20 protein-coding genes are annotated in these 19,720 nt (G+C 68.2%); 6 read left to right on the forward strand and 14 right to left on the reverse strand.

Annotated features, from left to right (window positions below):
* Positions 1-28 precede the first annotated feature (28 nt).
* The 4 genes from feoB to AC07U1_RS05465 are packed head-to-tail and all read right to left on the reverse strand — an operon-like array spanning position 29 to position 3,757.
* Complete coding sequence (gene feoB / locus AC07U1_RS05450) at positions 29-1,894, reverse strand: ferrous iron transporter B (protein WP_495177209.1); 1,866 nt, start codon at positions 1,892-1,894, stop codon at positions 29-31.
* The gene (locus AC07U1_RS05455; RefSeq protein ID WP_056341746.1) at positions 1,891-2,157 is read right to left on the reverse strand and encodes a FeoA family protein; all 267 of its coding nucleotides are present in this window, start codon (positions 2,155-2,157) and stop codon (positions 1,891-1,893) included. The genes feoB and AC07U1_RS05455 overlap by 4 nt, the downstream gene beginning before the upstream one ends.
* A 41-nt stretch (positions 2,158-2,198) precedes the next feature.
* Entirely contained in the window at positions 2,199-2,870 is a 672-nt protein-coding gene (locus AC07U1_RS05460) for a COQ9 family protein (RefSeq protein ID WP_495177208.1), read from the reverse strand.
* Positions 2,870-3,757, reverse strand: a complete 888-nt coding sequence (locus AC07U1_RS05465; protein ID WP_492735117.1) for a DMT family transporter — start codon at positions 3,755-3,757, stop codon at positions 2,870-2,872. The genes AC07U1_RS05460 and AC07U1_RS05465 overlap by 1 nt, the downstream gene beginning before the upstream one ends.
* Positions 3,758-3,898: 141 nt before the next feature.
* On the opposite strand from AC07U1_RS05465, the gene AC07U1_RS05470 reads away from it, so the two are divergent.
* The gene (locus AC07U1_RS05470) at positions 3,899-4,984 is read left to right on the forward strand and encodes an alkene reductase (protein WP_495177207.1); all 1,086 of its coding nucleotides are present in this window, start codon (positions 3,899-3,901) and stop codon (positions 4,982-4,984) included.
* A gap of 113 nt (positions 4,985-5,097) precedes the next feature.
* Here AC07U1_RS05470 and AC07U1_RS05475 read toward each other — a convergent pair whose 3' ends face one another.
* The 4 genes from AC07U1_RS05475 to AC07U1_RS05490 form a co-directional block, all read right to left on the reverse strand.
* Complete coding sequence (locus AC07U1_RS05475) at positions 5,098-5,769, reverse strand: hypothetical protein (protein ID WP_492735113.1); 672 nt, start codon at positions 5,767-5,769, stop codon at positions 5,098-5,100.
* Positions 5,762-6,187 carry a 6,7-dimethyl-8-ribityllumazine synthase gene (ribH, locus tag AC07U1_RS05480; protein ID WP_492735111.1) on the reverse strand — a complete coding sequence of 142 codons (426 nt, stop codon included), beginning with the start codon at positions 6,185-6,187 and terminating at the stop codon, positions 5,762-5,764. Before ribH ends, AC07U1_RS05475 begins: the two co-directional genes overlap by 8 nt.
* The gene (gene ribB, locus AC07U1_RS05485; protein WP_492735109.1) at positions 6,187-7,464 is read right to left on the reverse strand and encodes a 3,4-dihydroxy-2-butanone-4-phosphate synthase; all 1,278 of its coding nucleotides are present in this window, start codon (positions 7,462-7,464) and stop codon (positions 6,187-6,189) included. The genes ribH and ribB overlap by 1 nt, the downstream gene beginning before the upstream one ends.
* Positions 7,465-7,528: 64 nt before the next feature.
* Complete coding sequence (locus AC07U1_RS05490) at positions 7,529-8,149, reverse strand: ankyrin repeat domain-containing protein (RefSeq protein WP_492735107.1); 621 nt, start codon at positions 8,147-8,149, stop codon at positions 7,529-7,531.
* Between the two features lie 95 nt (positions 8,150-8,244).
* On the opposite strand from AC07U1_RS05490, the gene AC07U1_RS05495 reads away from it, so the two are divergent.
* From AC07U1_RS05495 to AC07U1_RS05505, 3 genes are read left to right on the forward strand one after another with little or no spacing between them, the layout of a single operon-like run.
* On the forward strand, positions 8,245-8,892 hold the full coding sequence (locus tag AC07U1_RS05495) for an SCO family protein (protein WP_492735105.1): 648 nt from the start codon (positions 8,245-8,247) through the stop codon (positions 8,890-8,892).
* Positions 8,880-9,326 carry a YcgN family cysteine cluster protein gene (locus AC07U1_RS05500; protein WP_492735103.1) on the forward strand — a complete coding sequence of 149 codons (447 nt, stop codon included), beginning with the start codon at positions 8,880-8,882 and terminating at the stop codon, positions 9,324-9,326. The genes AC07U1_RS05495 and AC07U1_RS05500 overlap by 13 nt, the downstream gene beginning before the upstream one ends.
* Positions 9,319-10,047: a M48 family metallopeptidase gene (locus AC07U1_RS05505; RefSeq protein ID WP_492742704.1), complete on the forward strand. Its 729-nt coding sequence runs from the start codon at positions 9,319-9,321 to the stop codon at positions 10,045-10,047. The genes AC07U1_RS05500 and AC07U1_RS05505 overlap by 8 nt, the downstream gene beginning before the upstream one ends.
* Before the next feature lie 187 nt (positions 10,048-10,234).
* Here the strand turns inward: AC07U1_RS05505 and AC07U1_RS05510 are convergent, their stop codons facing one another.
* From AC07U1_RS05510 to AC07U1_RS05530, 5 genes are all read right to left on the reverse strand, one after another.
* Positions 10,235-12,424, reverse strand: coding sequence for a transglycosylase domain-containing protein (locus AC07U1_RS05510; RefSeq protein WP_495177206.1), 2,190 nt, complete (start codon positions 12,422-12,424; stop codon positions 10,235-10,237).
* 71 nt (positions 12,425-12,495) lie between these two features.
* Complete coding sequence (msrB, locus tag AC07U1_RS05515; protein WP_495177205.1) at positions 12,496-12,903, reverse strand: peptide-methionine (R)-S-oxide reductase MsrB; 408 nt, start codon at positions 12,901-12,903, stop codon at positions 12,496-12,498.
* Positions 12,904-12,995: 92 nt separating this feature from the next.
* On the reverse strand, positions 12,996-14,084 hold the full coding sequence (locus AC07U1_RS05520) for an NAD(P)/FAD-dependent oxidoreductase (protein WP_495177204.1): 1,089 nt from the start codon (positions 14,082-14,084) through the stop codon (positions 12,996-12,998).
* Positions 14,081-14,794, reverse strand: a complete 714-nt coding sequence (locus tag AC07U1_RS05525; RefSeq protein ID WP_495177203.1) for a methyltransferase domain-containing protein — start codon at positions 14,792-14,794, stop codon at positions 14,081-14,083. Before AC07U1_RS05525 ends, AC07U1_RS05520 begins: the two co-directional genes overlap by 4 nt.
* The gene (locus AC07U1_RS05530) at positions 14,791-15,858 is read right to left on the reverse strand and encodes a type III polyketide synthase (RefSeq protein WP_495177481.1); all 1,068 of its coding nucleotides are present in this window, start codon (positions 15,856-15,858) and stop codon (positions 14,791-14,793) included. The genes AC07U1_RS05525 and AC07U1_RS05530 overlap by 4 nt, the downstream gene beginning before the upstream one ends.
* 101 nt (positions 15,859-15,959) lie before the next feature.
* On the opposite strand from AC07U1_RS05530, the gene AC07U1_RS05535 reads away from it, so the two are divergent.
* Together AC07U1_RS05535 and AC07U1_RS05540 are read left to right on the forward strand one after the other, a co-directional pair.
* Complete coding sequence (locus AC07U1_RS05535; RefSeq protein ID WP_495177202.1) at positions 15,960-16,475, forward strand: DUF4402 domain-containing protein; 516 nt, start codon at positions 15,960-15,962, stop codon at positions 16,473-16,475.
* 236 nt (positions 16,476-16,711) lie between these two features.
* Positions 16,712-18,976, forward strand: a complete 2,265-nt coding sequence (locus tag AC07U1_RS05540) for an NADP-dependent malic enzyme (protein ID WP_056341786.1) — start codon at positions 16,712-16,714, stop codon at positions 18,974-18,976.
* Positions 18,977-19,076: 100 nt separating this feature from the next.
* Here AC07U1_RS05540 and AC07U1_RS05545 read toward each other — a convergent pair whose 3' ends face one another.
* A complete protein-coding gene (locus AC07U1_RS05545; protein ID WP_056341789.1) occupies positions 19,077-19,571 on the reverse strand; it encodes an outer membrane protein assembly factor BamE in 495 nt (164 codons plus the stop codon).
* Between the last annotated feature and the right edge of the window lie 149 nt (positions 19,572-19,720).

The raw sequence follows: 19,720 nt of genomic DNA on the forward strand, positions 1-19,720 counted from the left end.
GCTCCGCTCCGCTAGAAAATGTGGAGGATCAGCCTAGTCCAAAGGCGACGGCTGTCCAGTAAGTGATTCCGGCAGCGGCATAGGCCAGCAGGAACAAATAGCCAACCATGAACAATGGCCATTTCCACCCGTTTGTTTCGCGCCGGGTGATCGCGATCGTCGAAATACACTGCGGCGCGAACACGAACCAGGCGAGGAAGGCGAGCGCGGTGGCGAGGCTCCATTTGCCCTGCAACCGTTCGCCCAGCGTCTCGGCCATTGCATCCTCGTCGCCATTGGCGTCGATCGCATTGGCGGTCGCCATCGCCGACACCGCGACCTCGCGCGCCGCCATCGCGGGGATCAGCGCCAGCGCGATGTCGTGGTTGAAACCGATCGGTGCGACGACAACCTCGAGTCCGCTCGCGATGCGGCCGGCGACGCTATATTCGACCTGGCTCTCGCCGACCGGCGCCTTGGGGAAGGTCAGCAGCAGCCACAGGATGACGGTGGTCATCGCGATGATCGTGCCGGCACGGCGCAGGAAGATCCACGCGCGCTGCCACAGGCCGAGCGCGACGTCGCGCCACTGCGGCATCTGGTACCGCGGCATTTCCATCATGAAACCCGCCGGGCGACCTTTTGCGACAGTACGCCGCAAGACATAGGCGACGACAAGGGCGCCGAGGATTCCCGACAGATAGAGGCCGAAGAGCACCAGCCCCTGAAGCCCCACCGGCGAGCCGCCGATCGTGCGGTTGGGGATGAAGGCGGCGATGATCAACGCATAGACGGGAAGGCGCGCCGAACAGGTCATCAGCGGCGCGATCAATATCGTCGTCAGCCGGTCCTTCTCGTCGGGGATCGCGCGCGTCGCCATGATGCCGGGTACCGCACAGGCGAAGCTCGACAACAGCGGGATGAAGCCGCGCCCCGACAATCCGACCTTCGCCATCAACCCGTCCATCAGAAAGGCGGCGCGGGTCATATAGCCCGACGCTTCGAGCAGCAGGATGAACAGGAACAGGATCAGGATCTGCGGCAGGAAGACGATGACCGCGCCGACGCCGGCAAGCAGTCCCTCGACGACCAGGTCGCGCAGGAAGTTTTCGGGGAAGGTCGCGACCACCCATTGCTGAAGCACGCCGATCCCGCCTTCGAGGAAGTCGGCGGGTGCCTCGGCGGCGGCATAGACTGCCTGGAACATGATGAACATCAGCGCGAGCAGGATGGCGAAGCCTGCGACCGGATGCAGCACCACCGCATCGACGCGTGCGGTCCAGCGGCGCACCGGGGTTTCGGACAGGGTCGCGGCGCGCGAAATCGCGCGCGCGCGACTGTGCAATGCGGCATCGCCTGGAGTCGGGACCCGAGAGATCGGCGCGACCGGACTCGCTGCCCGGATCGTTTCGTCCACCGAGGTCAGCAATTCGGCCATGCCGCGCTTGCGCACCGCGACCGTCGGGACCACCGGCACGCCCAGTTCCCGTGCCAATCGTTCGGGGTCGAGGGTGAGGCCGTCGCGTGTCGCAAGGTCGAGCATGTTGAGCGCGACCACCGTCGGCAGGCCGAGCGCGATCAGTTCGAGCGCGAAGCAGAGATGATTGTCGAGGTTCGCGGCGTCGAGCACGACGATCAGCGCATCGGGCTGGCGCTCGCCATCCTGACGCCCAAGGATCACGTCGCGCGTCACCGCTTCATCGGGGCTCGCGGGGGACAGGCTGTAACTGCCGGGCAGGTCGATCAGCGACAGCGGCCGGCCGTCGGCGAAGCTCGCATGGCCTGCCTTGCGCTCGACGGTAACCCCTGGATAATTGGCGATCTTCTGCCGCGCGCCGGTCAGCGCGTTGAACAGGCTCGATTTTCCGGCATTGGGATTGCCGACCAGCGCGATGGTGGGGATGGGGCCGGTCATGCGACTTTGGGCTCGCTCTCGACCGCTTCGACCACGATCATCGCCGCCTGCCGCGCGCGGATGATCACCCGCATGCGTCCGACCGACAGCGCGAGCGGATCGCGCGAGAAGAGGCTGCCACGGTGGAGCGGGGTGACCTCGACGCCTTCCATCAATCCGAATTCGCGCAGGCGGCGGCCTTCGTCCTCGGACATGGCGGTCCAGTCGATCCCGGCGATCCGCACCGCGACGCCCAGCGGCGCGCTATCGAGCAAAGCGTTCATTTGCGAGCGATTATCAATACCAACAACGAAGCGCCAGCTATTTATCGCCCCGGATAGCGCAACCGCCCGACAAAGCGCGCCAGGCTCGGGCGTTCGATCTTGCTCGCGGCGCGGCGGTGTTTCCAGCCTTCGAAGCGCATCACCTGGTCGATCCGCCGCGACAGGAAGGCGCGGGTGTCGGCGTGGCCATCGCTCTCGTCGTTCAGGAACACGGCCATCGTCGCGCCATAAACGCTGCCGAGGATCGCGCGCTTGCTGTAGTGATTATAGTCGGTCGCGGTGTCGCCCGCGAGCCGCCACATGCCGTCGGCGGCGCGCCAGCCGAGCTTTGTCGCGAACGGCACATTGGTCGGCAGCGCGAGCAGCGCCAGCGCGCGGCGCAGCGCCTCGCGATTCGGCGCGAGCAGGTCGATCCGCGTCTCGACCAGGGTGGTGATCCGCTCGCGAATCTTCAGCGCCGCAAGGGTCTCGGCGGGCCATTTTGCCGCCATCCGCGCGTCGATATCGGCGAACCAGGCGTCGACCATGTCGCGCCCGCCGCCCGGAAAGGCGAGTCGCGCGACATCGATATCGATGCGCACGCGCGATGCGGCGTCGACGAGCGCCGCGTCGCCAAACCCGTCGAACGCGGCCGAGGCGGCAATCAGCGGCGCCAGCGCGGCGCGAATCTCTTCGAGGGTGGGGTCGTCGGGCAGGATCGAGGCCATGGCCATCAGATAGGCCGCGCGCCGCGGCTCGGCAACCTTATCAACACCAGCGCCGCCCCGACCATCACGCCGCCGAGCAGGTCGACGGGCCCCAGCAGCTCGCCGAACGCCAGCCAGCCTGCAAGCGCGGCGATCGCCGGCTGGATCAGCAGGGTCAGCCCGATGACGAGCGGGGTGAAGCGCGGCAGCGACCAGATCATCAGCCCCTGACCGACGATCTGGCTGGTCAGCGCGAGCAGGATCAGCGGGGTCCAGTTTTGCGGCATCACCGTCTCGCCGAGCGCGAACGCGGTCGTCAGCAGGATCGGCACGCACACCGCCGACGCGATCGCCAGCGCGGTCCACGGCGCGAGGGTGCCGCGCACCCGCTGCATCAGGATGACGTAACCCGTGTAGAGCACGCCCGCGAGCAGGCTGAGCAGGTCGCCGACCAGATAGTCGGGCGACAGTTCGTAACTTTGCCCCATCAGCAGCGCCGATCCCGCGAAGGCGAGGGCGATCGCCAGCGCCTGCCACCCGCGCGGCAGGGTGCGGGTCAGGAAAATCCCCCAGATCACCAGCAACAGGCTGGCGCAATTGCCGAACAGCGTCGCGTTGGCGACCTTGGTCTGCAGGATGCCGATGTGCCAGGCGGCGAGGTCGAAAGCGAAGAAGATGCCCGCGGCAGCGGCGATCAGGATCGCGGAGCGCGGCGGCAGCCGCCCGCCGGTCTCGCGCCAGGCGAAAAACAGCAGGACCGGCGCGGCCAGCGTCATCCGCCAGAAGGCCGAGGCGGTGGGTCCGGTGTCGGCGAGGCGGACGAGCATCGCGCCGATCGACAGCGCGATATTGCCCGCCAGAAGCGCGGCGAAGGCCCAGCGTCCGGCCCCTGTTGCTGCACCCTCGTCGCTCACCGCTTGTTCCGCCTTTAGATTTTCTTTTGCTACCGATGCTTGCGTGGGCGGGCATCCGTCCATAGCTTCGCAGCCCATAGCGACGGCCCCGGGGGGCGTCGCTCGAAAAAAGACGTCCCCAAAGATATCCAGGAGAATTCCATGTCCGCATCGCTGCTCGATCCGATCAAGCTGGGCGCCATCGACGCGCCGAACCGCATCATCATGGCGCCGCTCACCCGCGGCCGCGCCGGCCCCGGTTTTGTGCCGAACGAGCTCGCGCTCGAATATTATCGCCAGCGTGCGTCGGCGGGGCTGATCATTTCGGAAGCGACGGGCATTTCGCAGGAAGGCCTCGGCTGGCCGAGCGCCCCCGGGCTGTGGACCGACGCGCAGGTCGAAGGCTGGAAGCCGGTGACCGACGCCGTCCACGCCGCGGGCGGGCGCATCGTCGCGCAGCTCTGGCACATGGGCCGCCTCGTCCATTCGGTGTTCAACGACGGCAAGCCGCCGGTTTCGGCCTCGGCGACGCAGGGCGAAGGCCGCGCGCATACCCCGGTCGGCCGCCGCGACCTCGAGGTCGCGCGGCCGCTCGAACTCGGCGAGATTCCGCGCCTGATCGCCGATTATGCCAAGGCGGCGGAGAATGCCAAAAAGGCCGGTTTCGACGGGGTCCAGCTCCACGGCGCCAACGGCTATCTGATCGACCAGTTCCTGCGCGACAACAGCAATTTGCGCGACGACGATTATGGCGGGTCGGTCGAAAACCGCATCCGCCTGCTCCGCGAAGTCACCGAGGCGCTGGCCGGCGTCTGGGGCGCCGACCGCGTGTCGGTCCGCCTCTCGCCGAACGGCAATTCGCAGGGCGTCGACGACAGCAACCCCGCGCCGCTGTTCACCGCGGCCGCGTCGGCGCTCGACGCGCTCGGCATCGGCTTCCTCGAACTGCGCGAACCCGGCCCCGACGGCACCTTCGGCAACACCGATGTGCCCAAGCAGTCGCCCGCGATCCGCGCCGCGTTCAAGGGGCCGCTGATCCTCAACAGCGATTACAATGTCGCGCTCGCCGAAGCAGCGCTCGCCAGCGGAGTCGCCGACGCGATCGCCTTCGGGCGTCCGTTCATCGGCAACCCCGACCTCGTCGAACGCATCCGCGCCGGGGCCGAATGGTCGGCCGACAATCCGCAGACCTGGTACGCGCCGGGGCCCGAGGGCTATATCGACTATCCGGCGCTGCAGCCTGCGTAGGCGGACTCGTCATTGCGAGCGTAGCGAAGCAATCCAGAGCAGTCTTGCACAGCTCTGGATTGCCGCGCCGCCTGCGGCTCCTCGCAATGACGATGTACATTTGCCTTGGGCGGCTAATTCCGCTCGGCCAGCGCCTTGTCGACGATCCCGGCGCCGATCGGCCCCAGCACGCTGCCGCCGAAGCGGAACAGCAGGAACGCCGCGACGAACAGGATGATCGGTTCGATGAACAGCACGACCATCGCCGCGATCAGCACGACGAAAAACAGCGTCACGAAACCGCCGCTCAGCGTCTGCTGACCCTTGGGTCCCAGTTCGATCGTGCGCGGTCCCTTGCTGTCCCACCATTTGCCGGTGACGATCGTCTTGCGCCCGCGTGCGGGTGGTGCCGGGCGTTGGGGAATGCGCGCGGGCGCGGCGTCGGTCTTTGGCGCCGGACGGTCGTGGGAGCCTTGGGTCCACGGCCGGCTCTGCCTTTCGGCGGCCTTCGCCGCCATCCGCGCCTTGCCGGGATCGGCCGCGGGCTTCGCCGGCGCGGGTTTCGGGGTCTGCTGCACCGGGGCGGGCCGTGCGCTGAGCCCCGATTCGGCGCGCGCCGCGGCCGACAGGTCGGGGGCGGTGCTGGTGCGGGCGGGGCGAATCGGCTCGACCCCCAAAGCGCGGTCGTGATTGTCCATACGCTCGGCGGCGGTTGGCGGCGTCTGGCCGGTCTGCGTGTCGATCACCACCAGCCGCCCGCCGCGTTCGACGACGGAATATCGGCTGGGGGGTGGGCGATCAACCAATGCCGAATTGTTCCTTCAGGGCCAGCATAGCGATCGCGGCCTTCGCCGCCTCGCCGCCCTTATCCTTGCGCGTCTTGTCGGCGCGCGCAAGCGCCTGTTCTTCATTTTCGACGGTGAGGATGCCATTGCCGACTGCAAGGCCATCAAGGGTCAGCGCCATCACGCCGCGCGCGCTCTCGTTCGACACCACCTCGAAATGATAGGTTTCGCCGCGGATCACGACGCCGAGCGCGACAAAAGCGTCATAGCGCCCGCTGTCGGCGCCGAGCGAAATCGCCGCGGGAATCTCGAGCGCGCCCGGGACGGTCACCGTGTCATGGCTATGCCCCTCGGCCGCGAGCGCGCTGCGCACGCCGTCGAGCAGCATGTCGTTGAGGTGGCTGTAGAAACGGGCTTCGACGATCAAGACATGCGCCATTATGCGGCCTCCCCGGGGATCGAGCGTTCGCCGACGACCGACAGGCCATAGCCCTCCAGCCCGACAAGATTATTGTGCGACGGCGTCAGCAATTCCATCGCGTGGACGCCAAGGTCCGCCAGGATCTGCGCGCCGATGCCGTAAGTGCGCAGGTCCATTCCGCCCGTCGGCGGCGGCGTCGCATCGGCCTCGGCCGATCCGGGCAGCGGCCGCATCAACATCACGATCACCCCGCCGCCGGCCTCGCCGATGGCATCCATCGAACGCTGCAGGCGGCGCTTGCGCGCGCCGGGGCGGCCCATCAGGTCGTCGAGCAGCGACACCGGATGCATGCGAACCAGGGTCACGCCCTCGGGGTCGATCGCGCCCTTCTGCAGCACCATGTTGATGCTGCCGTCGATCTTGTTGCGATAGGATTTCAGGCGCCACTCGCCGCCATAATCCGATTCGAACGGGTCGTCGGACACGCATTCGACCAGCCGGTCGTTGCGGTGGCGGTACGCGATCAGGTCGGCGATCGTCCCGATCTTCAGCCCGTGGCGCCGCGCGAAGGGCACCAGGTCGTCGAGCCGCGCCATCGACCCGTCGTCGTTCATGATCTCGCAGATCACCCCCGACGGGTTGAGTCCCGCGAGCCGCGCGATATCGACCGACGCCTCGGTGTGGCCAGCACGGACGAGCACCCCGCCGTCGCGCGCGATCAGCGGAAAGACATGGCCGGGGGTGACGATGTCGTCGCGACTTTTGCCCGCGTCGATCGCGACCGACACGGTGCGCGCGCGGTCGGCGGCCGAAATGCCGGTGGTGACGCCTTCGCGCGCCTCGATCGAGGTGGTGAAGGCGGTTTCGTGTCGCGTGCCGTTCTGGCGGCTCATCAGTTCGAGCCCGAGCTGGTCGACGCGTGATTTCGTCAGCGTCAGGCAGATCAGGCCGCGGCCGTGGGTCGCCATGAAATTGACCGCGTCGGGGGTCGCCATCTGCGCTGGAATGACGAGGTCGCCCTCATTTTCGCGGTCCTCGTCATCGACCAGGATGAACATCCGGCCGTTGCGCGCCTCGGCGATAATCTCTTCGGGGGTTGCCATCGGCGACAGGTCGCTGCCGTGCGCGAGCCAGTTCTCGAGCTTGCGCAGCGTGTCGGCGGTGGGGTTCCAGCCGGGAGAATCGAGGTCGCGCAGGCTGTTGGCATGGAGACCGGCGGCGCGTGCGAGGCCCGAACGGGACATGGCGCCGTCATCGACGATGGCGCGAATGCGCTCGATGAGTTGCGTAGACATGCTGCGCAAATATCACATCATGATGTGATTGCAAATCCAAATATCACATTGCGCCGGGCGGGACCTAGTTGGGGCCGAACACCGCGCCAGTGTCGCGCAACGGCTTGTCGCTCTTGGCGTCGAGCAGCGCGAGCAGCTGGCCGCTGCGGTCGTCGCGCTTTGCATAGTCGCGCGCCGACATGCCCGCGACATGATCGGCCCGGTCGGGATTCGCGCCGCGCTTGACGAGCAGGCGGATCATCGCGGCGTTCTTGGCCTGAACCGCCAGGATCAGCGCGGTTTCGCCGCGCCGATTCGTCTGGTCGACCGGCGCCTTGGTGTCGAGCAGCTCTTCGCCCGCTTCGACGAAATTCATCAGCGCGGCGTGCATCAGCGGGGTCATGCCCTGCTTGTCGCCGATCTCGGGATTCGCCTTTTTGTCGAGCATGAAGCGCACCCAGATGATGTCGCGGCGCTTGGTGACGATGATCAGCGCCGTCTCGCCGGTGTCGGGGTGCCGCGTGTTGATCAGCGTGTCGTCGTCCTTCAGCGCGTCGGTCGCCTTGGTCCCGTCGCGGCTGTCGACCGCCTGCAGAAAGGCATAGCCGCCGCGGAACTGCGCCTGCGCGGTGGGGGCGACGGCGAGCGCGACGAGCGCGGCGGCCAGCGACAGGGAGGCGAAACGGAAAGCGGCGCGACGAACCATGATTTGATGACCTCGGGTAGCGGGTGTCGCGCCCGTTTCCCGGCAGGCGACGACAAAGGTTGATTTTCGGCGCCTAGCCCAGCAAGGCTGGCCCGATGATGAATAGATTGAATATGGGCCAAAAGGCGCTTCGTGCAAGCCTGCTCCTGCTGACGGCGGCGACGCTCGCGGCGTGCAACGGTCCCGCCGCGCCGGCGCCCGATGCCAGGCCCCCTCTCGAAGGTGCCCGGATCGGCGGACCTTTCACCCTCACCGACCAGGATGGCAAGACGGTCAGCGACAGCGATTTCGCCGGCAAATATCGCCTCGTCTATTTCGGCTACAGCTTCTGCCCCGACATCTGCCCCGTCGATGTCCAGAAACTGATGCTCGGCCTGTCGCAGTTCGAAAAGGCCGACGCGGCGCGCGGTGCCAGCGTGGTGCCGATGTTCGTCACGATCGATCCGGCGCGCGACACGCCGGCGGCGCTGAAGCCGTTCGTCTCGCGCTACCACCCGCGCCTCATCGGGCTGACCGGTACCCCCGAACAGATTGCTGCCGTCGCGAAGGCCTATGTCGTCAGCTATCACAAGGTCGAGGGCTCGGCCCCCGACCGCTATCTGATGGCGCACACCCAGCTCGCCTTTCTGATGGACCCCGCAGGCAAGCCGCTCGCGCTGCTGCCGCTTGACGACCCCTCGACCGACAGCGACGAGGGCGCCCCCGACAAGGTCGCCGCCGACCTTGCGAAATGGGTGAAGTGACCGGGCGCGAGAATTTCTGGGAAGCCCCACTCGCCAGCCTCGACGCCGGCGAGTGGGAAGCCCTGTGCGACGGCTGCGGCAAATGCTGCCTGCACAAGGTCGAGGATGAGGACACCGGCCGCATCTATCCGACCAATGTCGCGTGCCGCCTGCTCGACCTGCAAACCGCGCGCTGCGGCGATTACAAGCATCGCCGCCGCCATGTGCCCGATTGCCTGACACTCACCAAAGCTAAGCTCGAGAGCATTGAATGGCTGCCGCAAAGCTGTGCCTATCGCCTGCGCGCGGAGGACCGCCCCTTGCCCGAATGGCACTATCTGGTCTCCGGCGATCGCGACGCGGTGCACCGCGCCGGCCAGTCGATCGTCGGCTGGACGGTCGGCGAACAGGTCGCCGGGCCGCTGGAAAATCACCTTGTCGAACGCATTGTTTAAGCGCGCGGCCCCGCCGGCGGCCGAGGCGCCGCAGATTGTCGTCGGCGACGATGCCTGGCCGGTGCGCCTCGTCCACCATGCCCGCTCGCGCCGCTACCGCCTCGTCTTCGACGCCGCGCGCGCCGAACTGCGGCTGACCCTGCCGCGCCGCGGCAGCGCCGCCAAGGCGCTGCGCTGGGCGAGCGAGCAGCAGGACTGGCTCGCCGAACAGGTCGGCAAGGCGGTGATCCCGGTCGACATCGGCCCCGGCGCGCATGTACCGCTCTTCGGTGTCGAACGGCGGATCCTGTGGGACGCCGCCCTGCCGCGCGCGGTGCGGCTCGACGGCGATGTCCTGATGCTCGGCGGCCCCGCCGACAGCGTCGGCCGCCGCGTCGAACGCTGGCTGAAGGCGCAGGCGCTCGACCTGATGGCGGCGGAAAGCCGCACCATCGCAGCGCGCGCCGGTCTCGACATCGGGCGCATCGGGGTCGGCGACCCGCGCAGCCGCTGGGGCAGCTGCACCGCGACCGGCGACCTGCGCTACAGCTGGCGGCTGGTGATGGCGCCCGACCATGTCCGCCGCGCGACCGTCGCGCATGAGGTCGCGCATCTGCGCCACATGGATCATGGCCGCGCCTTTCACGCGCTCGTCGACGAACTGCACGACGGCGACGTCGCCGCGGCGCGCGCCTGGCTACGCCGCGAGGGCCGCGGGCTGCACCGCTACCGCTTCGGTTGAATATCCTCCCTGTGGCGAAGCCATGGGGAGGTGGCAGCACCCTTCGACTGCCTTGCAGGCGCTCAGGATAAGCTGCGCCAAAGGCGCAGCGCTGACGGAGGGACGATGACGCGCCGTTGCGACCCCTCCACCCCTCGCTTCGCGAGCGGTCCCCCTCCCCATCGCTTCGCGACAGGGAGGATTAGGGCTAGTCATTCTGTCCCTGCGATTCGCGGGGCGGGACGCGCACCGTCGAGCTTTTGACCGCGGGCGGCAGTGCCTTGTTCGCGGGTGGCGGCGGCGTCCTGGGTGCCGGGTCGGTGCGCCCCGTCTGCTCGTCGAGCCAGCGCTGGTCGAGGACCGGCGCCTCGTCGGGCGTCGGGGCCGGCGGGTTGCTGTTATCGGGATTCGCCGGAGGCCGGCTGTCATAGGGCAGTTCGATCGGCATGCCGTTATCGTCGACCAGTCCGCCTTCGCCTGGCTCGCCCAGATAGGCGTCCTCCTCGTCCTCAAGCTGCCATTCGGGCAATTTGACCTCGGTATCGAAGGCTTCGACCGGACGCCGGGCCACCGCGACGCGCATGAAATCGGCAAAGGCCTTGGCGGGCGCGCGCCCGCCCTGCAGCCCGCCGACGGCTTTCGCATCGTCGCGTCCCATCCACACGCCGGTGGTCAGCCCGCTCGAGAAACCGAGGAACCAGCCGTCCTTGTTGCTCGACGTCGTGCCGGTCTTGCCCGCGACCGGACGGCCGATCTGCGCTGCGCGCCCGGTGCCGGTGGCGACCGCGGTCTGCATCAGGTCGGTGATTCCGGCCGCGACCCAATTGTCGACCAGCACCGTGCCGCGCTCGGCGGCGCGCTGATACAGCAATCGCCCGTCGGCGGTGGTGACCTTGGTGATGCCATAGGGCGCCGCCGACACGCCCTTGCGCGAGATGGCGGCAAAGGCGGCGGTCATGTCGATCACGCGCACGTCGGAGGTGCCGAGCACCATCGACGGCTGGGTGTTGATCGGGGTCGAAATGCCGAACCGGCGCGCCATGTTGGCGACCGACGAGGTGCCGACCTCGTCGCCCAGCTTGGCGGCGACGGTGTTGACCGAATAGGCAAAGGCGCTGCGCAGGTCCATCGCGCCCGAAAAGCGGCCCGACGAGTTGCGTGGGCTCCAGCCGCGGATCGTCACCGGCTCGTCGACCACCTCGTCGTTGACCTTATAGCCCGCCTCGAGCGCGGCCATATAGACGAAGACTTTCCACGCCGACCCCGGCTGGCGCACCGCCTGCGTCGCGCGGTTATAGTTCGACGCGACATAATCGGTGCCGCCGACCATCGCGCGCACCGCGCCGTCGCGGTCGATCGACACCAGCGCACCCTGCGCCCCGCCTGGCACATTGGCCTGGATCGCCGCGGTCGCCGCGCGCTGCATGCCCAAGTCGATGGTGGTATAGACGTCGATCGCCTCGCTGCCCTCGTCGATCAGCATGTCGAGCTGCGGCAGCGCCCAGTCGCTGAAATAGCGCGCGCTGTTCTGCCCGGTCTCCTGCGCCATCTGGACGTCGGCGGGTTTGGCGCTGTCGGCCTGCGACTGGGTGATCACCCCGGCGTCGACCATGACCTCCAGCACCACCCCGGCGCGGCCGAGCGCGGCGCTGGCATCGGCGGTCGGCGAATAGCGCGACGGTGCCTTGACCAGCCCGGCGACCACCGCCGCCTCGGACAGCGACATCTGCGTCGCGCTATGCCCGAAAAAGCGGCGCGAAGCAGCGTCGATGCCGTAACTGCCGCCGCCGAAATAGACCTTGTTCAGGTAAAGCTCGAGGATCTCGTCCTTCGAGAATTTCCATTCGAGCGCCATCGACAGGACCATCTCGCGCAGCTTGCGCGTCCAGGTATAGCTGTTCGACAGAAAGACATTACGCGCGAGCTGCTGGGTGATCGTCGACGCGCCCTGCAGGCGCCGGCCGCTGCCGCGGTTCTGCACCGCGACGACCGCGGCGCGGGTCATGCCGACCGGATCGACCCCGGGATGATAGCGAAAGCGCCGGTCCTCGACCGCGACCATCGCGTCCTGCATCACCCGCGGCGTTTCGCTGAGCGTCATCCAACGGCCGTAATTGGGACCGAGCGACAGGAAAACGGTGCCGTCGGCGGCGTGCACACGGATCGTCTGGCCGGCGGGCGATTTCTTGAGCTCCTCAAAGCTCGGGATGCGCTGCACCGCGATGCCGACCGCTACCGCGAGCGCGACCGCGCCGACGAGCGCGAGGCCGAGCCCCCAGCGGAAGGCGCGCCGCAGCCAGACGCGCCAGCGTGGCGGCTCGCCCTTCGAAGGCGACCCGCCCGATTTGGCGCTACCCGACGATTTCCCTGACGAAGCCTGCTGTCTTTCGCGGCGCAAAGCCGATTTCCTTCCCTCGCCGCGTCCCTGATCGCGTCAGCCCATAATGGTCCGCATCGAGGGTTGGCCCGTCAACCCGCGTCGGTCTTGGCGTCATCCTGCCCACGGTCGGCGAAGTCAAGCGCCGCGCTGTTGATGCAGTAGCGCAGGCCCGTCGGTCCGGGGCCGTCGGGGAAGACATGACCCAGATGGCCTTCGCATTTGGCGCAGCGCACCTCGGTGCGGACCATGCCGTGGCTGGTATCGGTCAGTTCCTGCACCGCACCGCCCTCGGCGGGCGCGGTATAGCTGGGCCAGCCCGATCCGCTGTCGAACTTGGTCTTGCTGTCGAACAAGGGCTCGCCGCACCCGGCGCAGCGATAGACGCCGTCGCCCTTATGGTCGGTATATCGGCCGGTAAAGGCGCGCTCGGTGCCGCCCTCGCGCAGCACATGATGCGCCATCGGGTCGAGCGGCTTGGTCGTCTTGGGATCGGTCATCGGATGATCTCCTTCGTTGCCGCCAATATCGGACTGGATACGGGCGGCTGCAAGGGCCTCGGGCCGAATGTGGGCTGCGCGAATCTTTTCCCTCAGCCGAGCCGGGTGGCCCGGGACGTGAGGCGAACGAGCCAAGGGGCGGCCGCGGCACAGGCCGTAAGGGGGCTCGCCGTCCGGGGATTTTCGCCGAGCCGCCAGATGAGGTTCGCCAGCGCAAAGGGCCGTGTCATCCGGGCGGCGAGCGCGCGCTGGAAGCCCGGCGCCGCGCCGGCCGCGCCGTGCCGCCATGCCGTCACCGCGGCCTCGGCGCTCGCCAGCGCGATCCCCATGCCCTCGCCCGCCAGGCTCGGGATCACCCCCGCCTGATCGCCCAGGCGGAACAGTCCCGGCGTGGTGACGCCGTCGCGCCAGCCATAAGGCACATGCCCGATCGCATCGATGCCGCGCGACCAGTCGGCAAAGGCGAGCCTTTCGCCGAGCCGCGGATGCTCGTCGCCGAGTCGGCGCAGCAGCGCTTCGGGGGCGCCGCCCAGCCGCGACTTGTGGACCGCGAGGCACAGGTTGGCGCTGCCATCCTCCTGCCGCACCAGCCCGGCATAGCCGCGGTCGAACAGGTGCAGTTCGACCGCGTCGCCGACCAGCCGGTCGAGCGCGGCGGCCTGCGGCATGCGCAGCCGCAGCCCGATCACCGGGTCCTCCCGCTGCCACGCCGCCGGCTCGCGCGGCAAGCCGCGAAACCCGTGCTTGCCCGCCGCGAGGAAGATCGACGGTGCCGCCAGTTCAGCGCCGTCGCGCGTCTGAAGCATGCCGCTCTCCAGCGCCGTCGCATGCACCCCGCGCTCCAGCCCGGCACCCGCCGCCACCGCCGCCGCCTGCAAGACCGAATCGAGCCGCCACCGCGATACCCCCGTCGCCGCCTCGGGCAACATCGTCTCGCTCGACCGCGCGCCCGCGAACAGCCGCACCCGGCGCACGACCTGTCCGCCGAGCATGGCGGCATCGATCCCCAGCGCCGCCAGCCGGGCCAGCGACTGCCAGCTCAAAAACCCGCCGCACAGCGCATCGCCGGTCTCGCGGCTTCGTTCGAGTAGAACCGTCTTCGCGCCCGCGCGCGCCAGCCCGATCGCCGCGCTCGCCCCCGCCGGCCCGGCGCCGATGACCAGCGCGTCGGGAGCGGTCACCGCACCCGCTCGACGCACAGCCGATAGGGAAAGCTGCTGAAGATGCGGCATTGGTCCGCGGTATCGGGCAGCACCTCGGCCAGCATCGCCGCCCACTCACCGCGGCGGAAACTGCGCCCGACCGACAGCTGCCCGTCGCGCCGCACGATCGGATCGACCCACGCCAGCGCCGCGAGCAGCGGATAGCCGGCGAAGGGCAGCCGCTGGCGGTGGAGGTCATTGACCAGCCAGCCGCGCGCCGCGCCGCCGTCCATGAAGCGCAAAAATTCGGCGCGCTGCCCGGGCGTCATATGATGGGTGACGAGGCTCGACAGGATGATGTCCCACCCGTGGCCCGCCAGATCGCGATAATCGCCGGTGATGAAGCGCGCGCGGCCGCCGAGCCGCGCCTCGGCGACGGCCATGCTCTTCGGATTGAGGTCGACCCCGACGAGGTCGAGCGCGACCCCGCGCGTCGCGCCCCAGCGCGCGATCCGCGCCAGCATGTCGCCGGCGCCGAAGCCGACGTCGAGGATGCGCCATGGCTTTTCGCCAATGCCGTGCGCCCGTACCCGATCGAGGAACCCCAACGTCGGGCGCGCCGCCAGCGTCAGCGCATTGATCCGCGACAGGTCGCGCAGCACCTTCGCATAGCGCTCGGCCGGCAATTCGGCCGCGTCCATCTCCTCCTCGGCCTCGATCGGCACGGCGAGGCTGGCGAAGGGGTTCATGATGCGGTGAAGCGGATCGCTTCGGCGGCGAGTCCGGGGCCGAAGGCGATCGCGATGCCCTCGCCCTTCGCCTGCCGCGCCATCATCCGCGCGAGCACGAACAAGATCGTCGCCGACGACATATTGCCCCACGCGCCGAGCACCCCGCGGCTGTCGGCTAGCGCATCGGCGGGGACGTGCAGCGCCGCCTCGACCGCGTCGAGCACCGAGCGACCGCCGGCATGGACCGCGAGAAGCGGCGGCGGGGCGCCGTCGCCGAACAATTGCACCTGCACCCCGGGTTCGCCGAGCGCGGCGCGCAGCCGCCCGGGGACTTCGCCGGACAGCTGCATCGCGAATCCCTTGTCGCCGATGTCCCAGCGGATCAACTCGGCGCTGTCCTCGAGCGCCAGGCTGCGGCCCTCGCCAAGTTGCAATCCTTCGGCTTCGCTCGACACGATCCCCGCCGCGGCGCCGTCGCTGAACTGCAGCATCGCGAGCAGGGGCTCGGGCTGGTCGGCGAGGCTGAGGTGGAGTGTCGAAAGCTCGACGCTCACCACCAGCACCACCGCATCCGGCTCCGACCGCACGATATGCCGAGCGCTCCGCAGCGCGGTGACTCCGGCGTAGCACCCCATGAAACCGATCAGCACCCGCTCGACCGTCGCCGCCAGCCCCAGCCGCCGCGCGACGATCTGGTCGATCCCCGGGGCGACGAAACCGGTGCAGCTCGCGACCACCAGATGCGTGACCCGCGCCGGTTCGAAGGCGTCGCCCAAGCCCGCGATGGCGGTCAGCGCCAGCTCGGGCGCATGCTTGGCATAAGCGGCCATCCGTGCCGAGGTCGGCGGCAATCCCGGTACATCGTAAAATCCGCCCGGCGCCACCGGCGATCCGCCGTCGGCGGTTGGCGGCAGCACCGACCAGCGATGATCGATCCCCGACCGCCCCGCCATCCGCGAAAAGATGGCGCGCACCCGCTCGTCGGCCAGCCGCTGGGTCGCCCAGTCGATGAAGGCTTGATGGATGTCATGGTCAGGCGTCGCGGTGGAAAGCGCGTTGAGCCAGGCGGTCGGCGGCTTCATCGTCATGGCGCTCATGTGGAGCAAAAGCGGGGGGCAGGCCAGCGGATTAGCGCCGGCGCGGCTTTACCGCGGCTTAACCATGGATCGGCTATCGGAAAGGCGTGAAATTGCGCCTTTTCTTCCTTCTCGGCCTGATGTTCGCCGCGCCCTCCGCGGCTTCGGCGCAGTGCATGCTGTGCGGCGAGCAAGGCGCGGCGAGCGGCGGCGCGAGTCGCAAGGCCGAAACCCCGCTGCGGGTCGAGGTCGAAACCCAGCTCGACATGGGCCGCGTCGCGGTCGGCGCGGGTGGCGGAGAGGTCGAACTCGACCCGCTCTCGGGCGCGCGCCGCCTGCGCGGCGACGTCGTCGATCTCGGCGGTTTCGCGGTCACCGGGGTGGTCACCGTGACCGGCGAACCCGGCGCCGAGGTCCGCGTCATCCTGCCGACCAGCGTCGATCTCGAAAGCGATCGCGGCCGCAGCGCGCGCGTGTCGGGCCTTATCACCGACCTCAGGGCCGCTCCGCGCCTCGGCCCCGATGGCCGCCTGCAGTTTCGCTTCGGCGGCCGGCTGCAGATCGCCGGCCTCGACGACGGCGACTATCGCGGGCGGATTCCGGTGACGGTGGAGTATCAATAGCGTTCGATTGCCAACGGCTATGTCTGCTTTGGGGTGGGAAGCGGACGTTCTTTAAGCCGTCGCCTCCGCGAAGGCGGGGGCGACGTCTGGTTTCGCCCGAAACCGGACCCACTCGCGCCAGCCGGTACACGCTTTGCGCCGAGACCCAATATTGGCGGTACCAATCGCCGCAGGGTGACGCTAGGGATCAGCGCAATGGGCGCGCGTCTGTGGAATCGAACTGAGGGGACAAACTAATGGACAGCGGCAGCAAGATACAATTCTCGGATCGCGAGGCCCTGCTCTATCATAATTACGGCCGGCCCGGAAAAATCGAGATCGTCGCGTCGAAACCGATGGCGACGCAGCGCGACCTGAGCCTGGCCTATTCACCCGGTGTCGCGGTGCCGGTGAAGGCGATCGCCGAGGATCCGGCCACCGCCTATGACTATACGATCAAGGGCAATCTGGTCGCGGTGATCTCGAACGGCACCGCGATCCTCGGCCTCGGGAATCTTGGCGCGCTCGCCTCGAAGCCCGTGATGGAAGGCAAGGCGGTGCTGTTCAAGCGCTTCGCCGACGTCGATTCGATCGACCTCGAGGTCGACACCGAAGACCCCCAGCGCTTCATCGAGGCGGTCGAGCTGCTCGAGCCGAGCTTTGGCGGCATCAACCTCGAGGATATCGCGGCGCCGAACTGCTTCATCATCGAGCAGGCGCTGAAGGAAAAGATGAACATCCCGGTGTTCCATGACGACCAGCATGGCACCGCGATCATCACCGCCGCCGGGCTGATCAACGCCTGCCACCTGACCGGGCGCGACCTCGACACGGTGAAGGTCGTCGTCAATGGCGCCGGCGCCGCCGCGATCGCCTGTACCGCGCTGATCAAGGCGATGGGCGTGCGGCATGAAAATGTCATCATGTGCGACCGCAAGGGCACCATCTATCAGGGCCGCGCCGAAGGCATGGACCAGTGGAAGTCGGCGCATGCGGTGCCGACCGAGACTCGCACGCTGACCGAGGCGCTGGTCGGCGCCGACGTCTTTCTCGGCCTGTCGGCGGCGGGCGCGCTGAAGCCCGAGATGGTCAAGGACATGAAGCCGGCCCCGATCATCTTCGCGATGGCGAACCCCGATCCCGAAATCTCGCCGCCCGACGCGCGTGCCGCGCGCCCCGACGCGATCATCGCCACCGGGCGGTCGGACTATCCGAACCAGGTCAACAATGTCCTGTGCTTCCCCTTCATCTTCCGCGGCGCGCTCGACGTGCGCGCGACCGCGATCAACGAGGAGATGAAGATCGCCGCCGCCTATGCCATCGCCGACCTCGCGCGCCAGCAGGTGCCCGAGGAAGTGGCGGCGGCCTATGGCGGGCGCGCGTCGAGCTTTGGCCCCGAATATATCATCCCCTCGCCCTTCGACCCGCGGCTGATGGAAATCGTGCCCGCCGCGGTCGCCAAGGCGGCGATGGATACCGGCGTCGCGCAGCGGCCGATCGAGGATATGGCCGCCTATCGCAACTCGCTGAAAGCGCGGCTCAACCCGACGACGTCGGTGCTGACGCTCGCCTATGAGGCCGCACGCGCCAATCCGAAGCGGGTCGTGTTCGCCGAGGGTGAAGAAGAGGTTGTATTGCGCGCCGCGATCCAGTTCCGCGACGGCGGTTACGGCATCCCGGTGCTCGTCGGGCGCGAAGGGTTGCACGACAAGCTGCGCGACATGGGGGTCGCAGACCCCGAAAGCTTCGAGGTCCACAACAGCGTCAATTCGCCGCATGTGCCGCAAATGGTCGACATGCTGTACGAACGGCTGCAGCGGCGCGGTTACCTGCGCCGCGACGTCGAGCGCATGGTCAACCGCGACCGCAACATCTTCGGCTCGCTGCTGCTCCAGCTGGGGCTGGGCGATGCGATGATCACCGGTACCACCCGCACCTATTCGCAGTCGATGCGCGAAGTGCGGCGCGTGATCGACCCCGCCGAAGGCCAGACCAATTTCGGCATCCACGTCCTGGTCGGCCAGCACCATACGGTGTTCATGGCCGACACCACGGTCAACGAACGCCCGAGCGCGCAGCAACTCGCCGACATCGCCGAACGCACCGCGCAGGTCGCGCGGCGCATGGGGCACGAGCCGCGCGTCGCCTTCCTGTCCTATTCGACCTTCGGCAACCCGCCGGGATCGTGGCTCGACAATATCCGCGACGCGGTGGCGATCCTCGACGAACGCAAGCCGGGATTCGAATATGAAGGCGAAATGTCGCCCGACGTCGCGCTCAACCCCAAGGTGATGGCGAATTATCCCTTCTGCCGCCTGTCGGGACCCGCGAACGTGCTGGTCATGCCGGGGCTGCAATCGGGCAATCTGTCGGCCAAGCTGCTGCGCGAACTTGGCGGCAGCGCGGTGATCGGCCCGATGCTGGTCGGCATGGAAAAGCCGGTGCAGGTCGCGACGATGGCGTCGACCGCGTCGGACCTGGTGACGCTGGCGGTGCTCGCGGCGGGCGGGATCGCCGAGTAACGATCGAACGTTCGTCGTTGCGCGCGAAACGAAGCAATCCAGGGCGGTTAGCGCCGTCTCTGGATTGCCGCCTCGCTCCGCGCCTCGCGATAACGCGCTGTTACGGTCCCGAAGGGCCGCCGCTGCCGCCCATGCCCGGGGCGCCGACCGCACCGATATTGCCGAAGATATCCTGGAAGAAGCTGCGCTCGCGGCCCAGCGTCGGGGTCTTGTCGCCTTCGGGGCTGATCCGGCTCACCAGCTCGATTCCGGTGCGATCGACCGCGGCGACGTTGCCGGTGGCGTCGAAGCGCACGCGCAGCACCTGCTGCGCCACCGGGCGCGGGTTGGCGAAGGCGAGCTGGCGCGTCTCACGCGACACATAATAATATTCATTGTTGCTGAACTGGCCGACGAAGGTCGGGCGGCCGAGCGTCTTTTCGACCGATTCGCGGTTGTCGACGCCGGGCGTGATCGCATCGGTCAGCACGGGGTCGACGACATAACCCTGCCGGCCCTTGAGCTGCGCGCAACCGCTGGTCGTCAGCGCCAGCGCGAGGCCGGCGACGATCAGGCGCGTCCGCGGCGCGGAAAAAATCGTGGTGAAGTGCGGCATCAAAAATCTCCGTTGCGCATGCCTGCCGCTCGCCCCCGCGACCGCGCTTGTTACCCGCGCCTCTTAAGCGCAAGCGGGTGCTGCATACAAGGCCTATGGCGCGCCGCTTGTGGCGCGGCAAAGCTTGCTGCAGCCTGACCGGCGGGCCT

It is taken from the genome of Sphingopyxis sp. GW821-FHT02C12, from assembly GCF_059421785.1.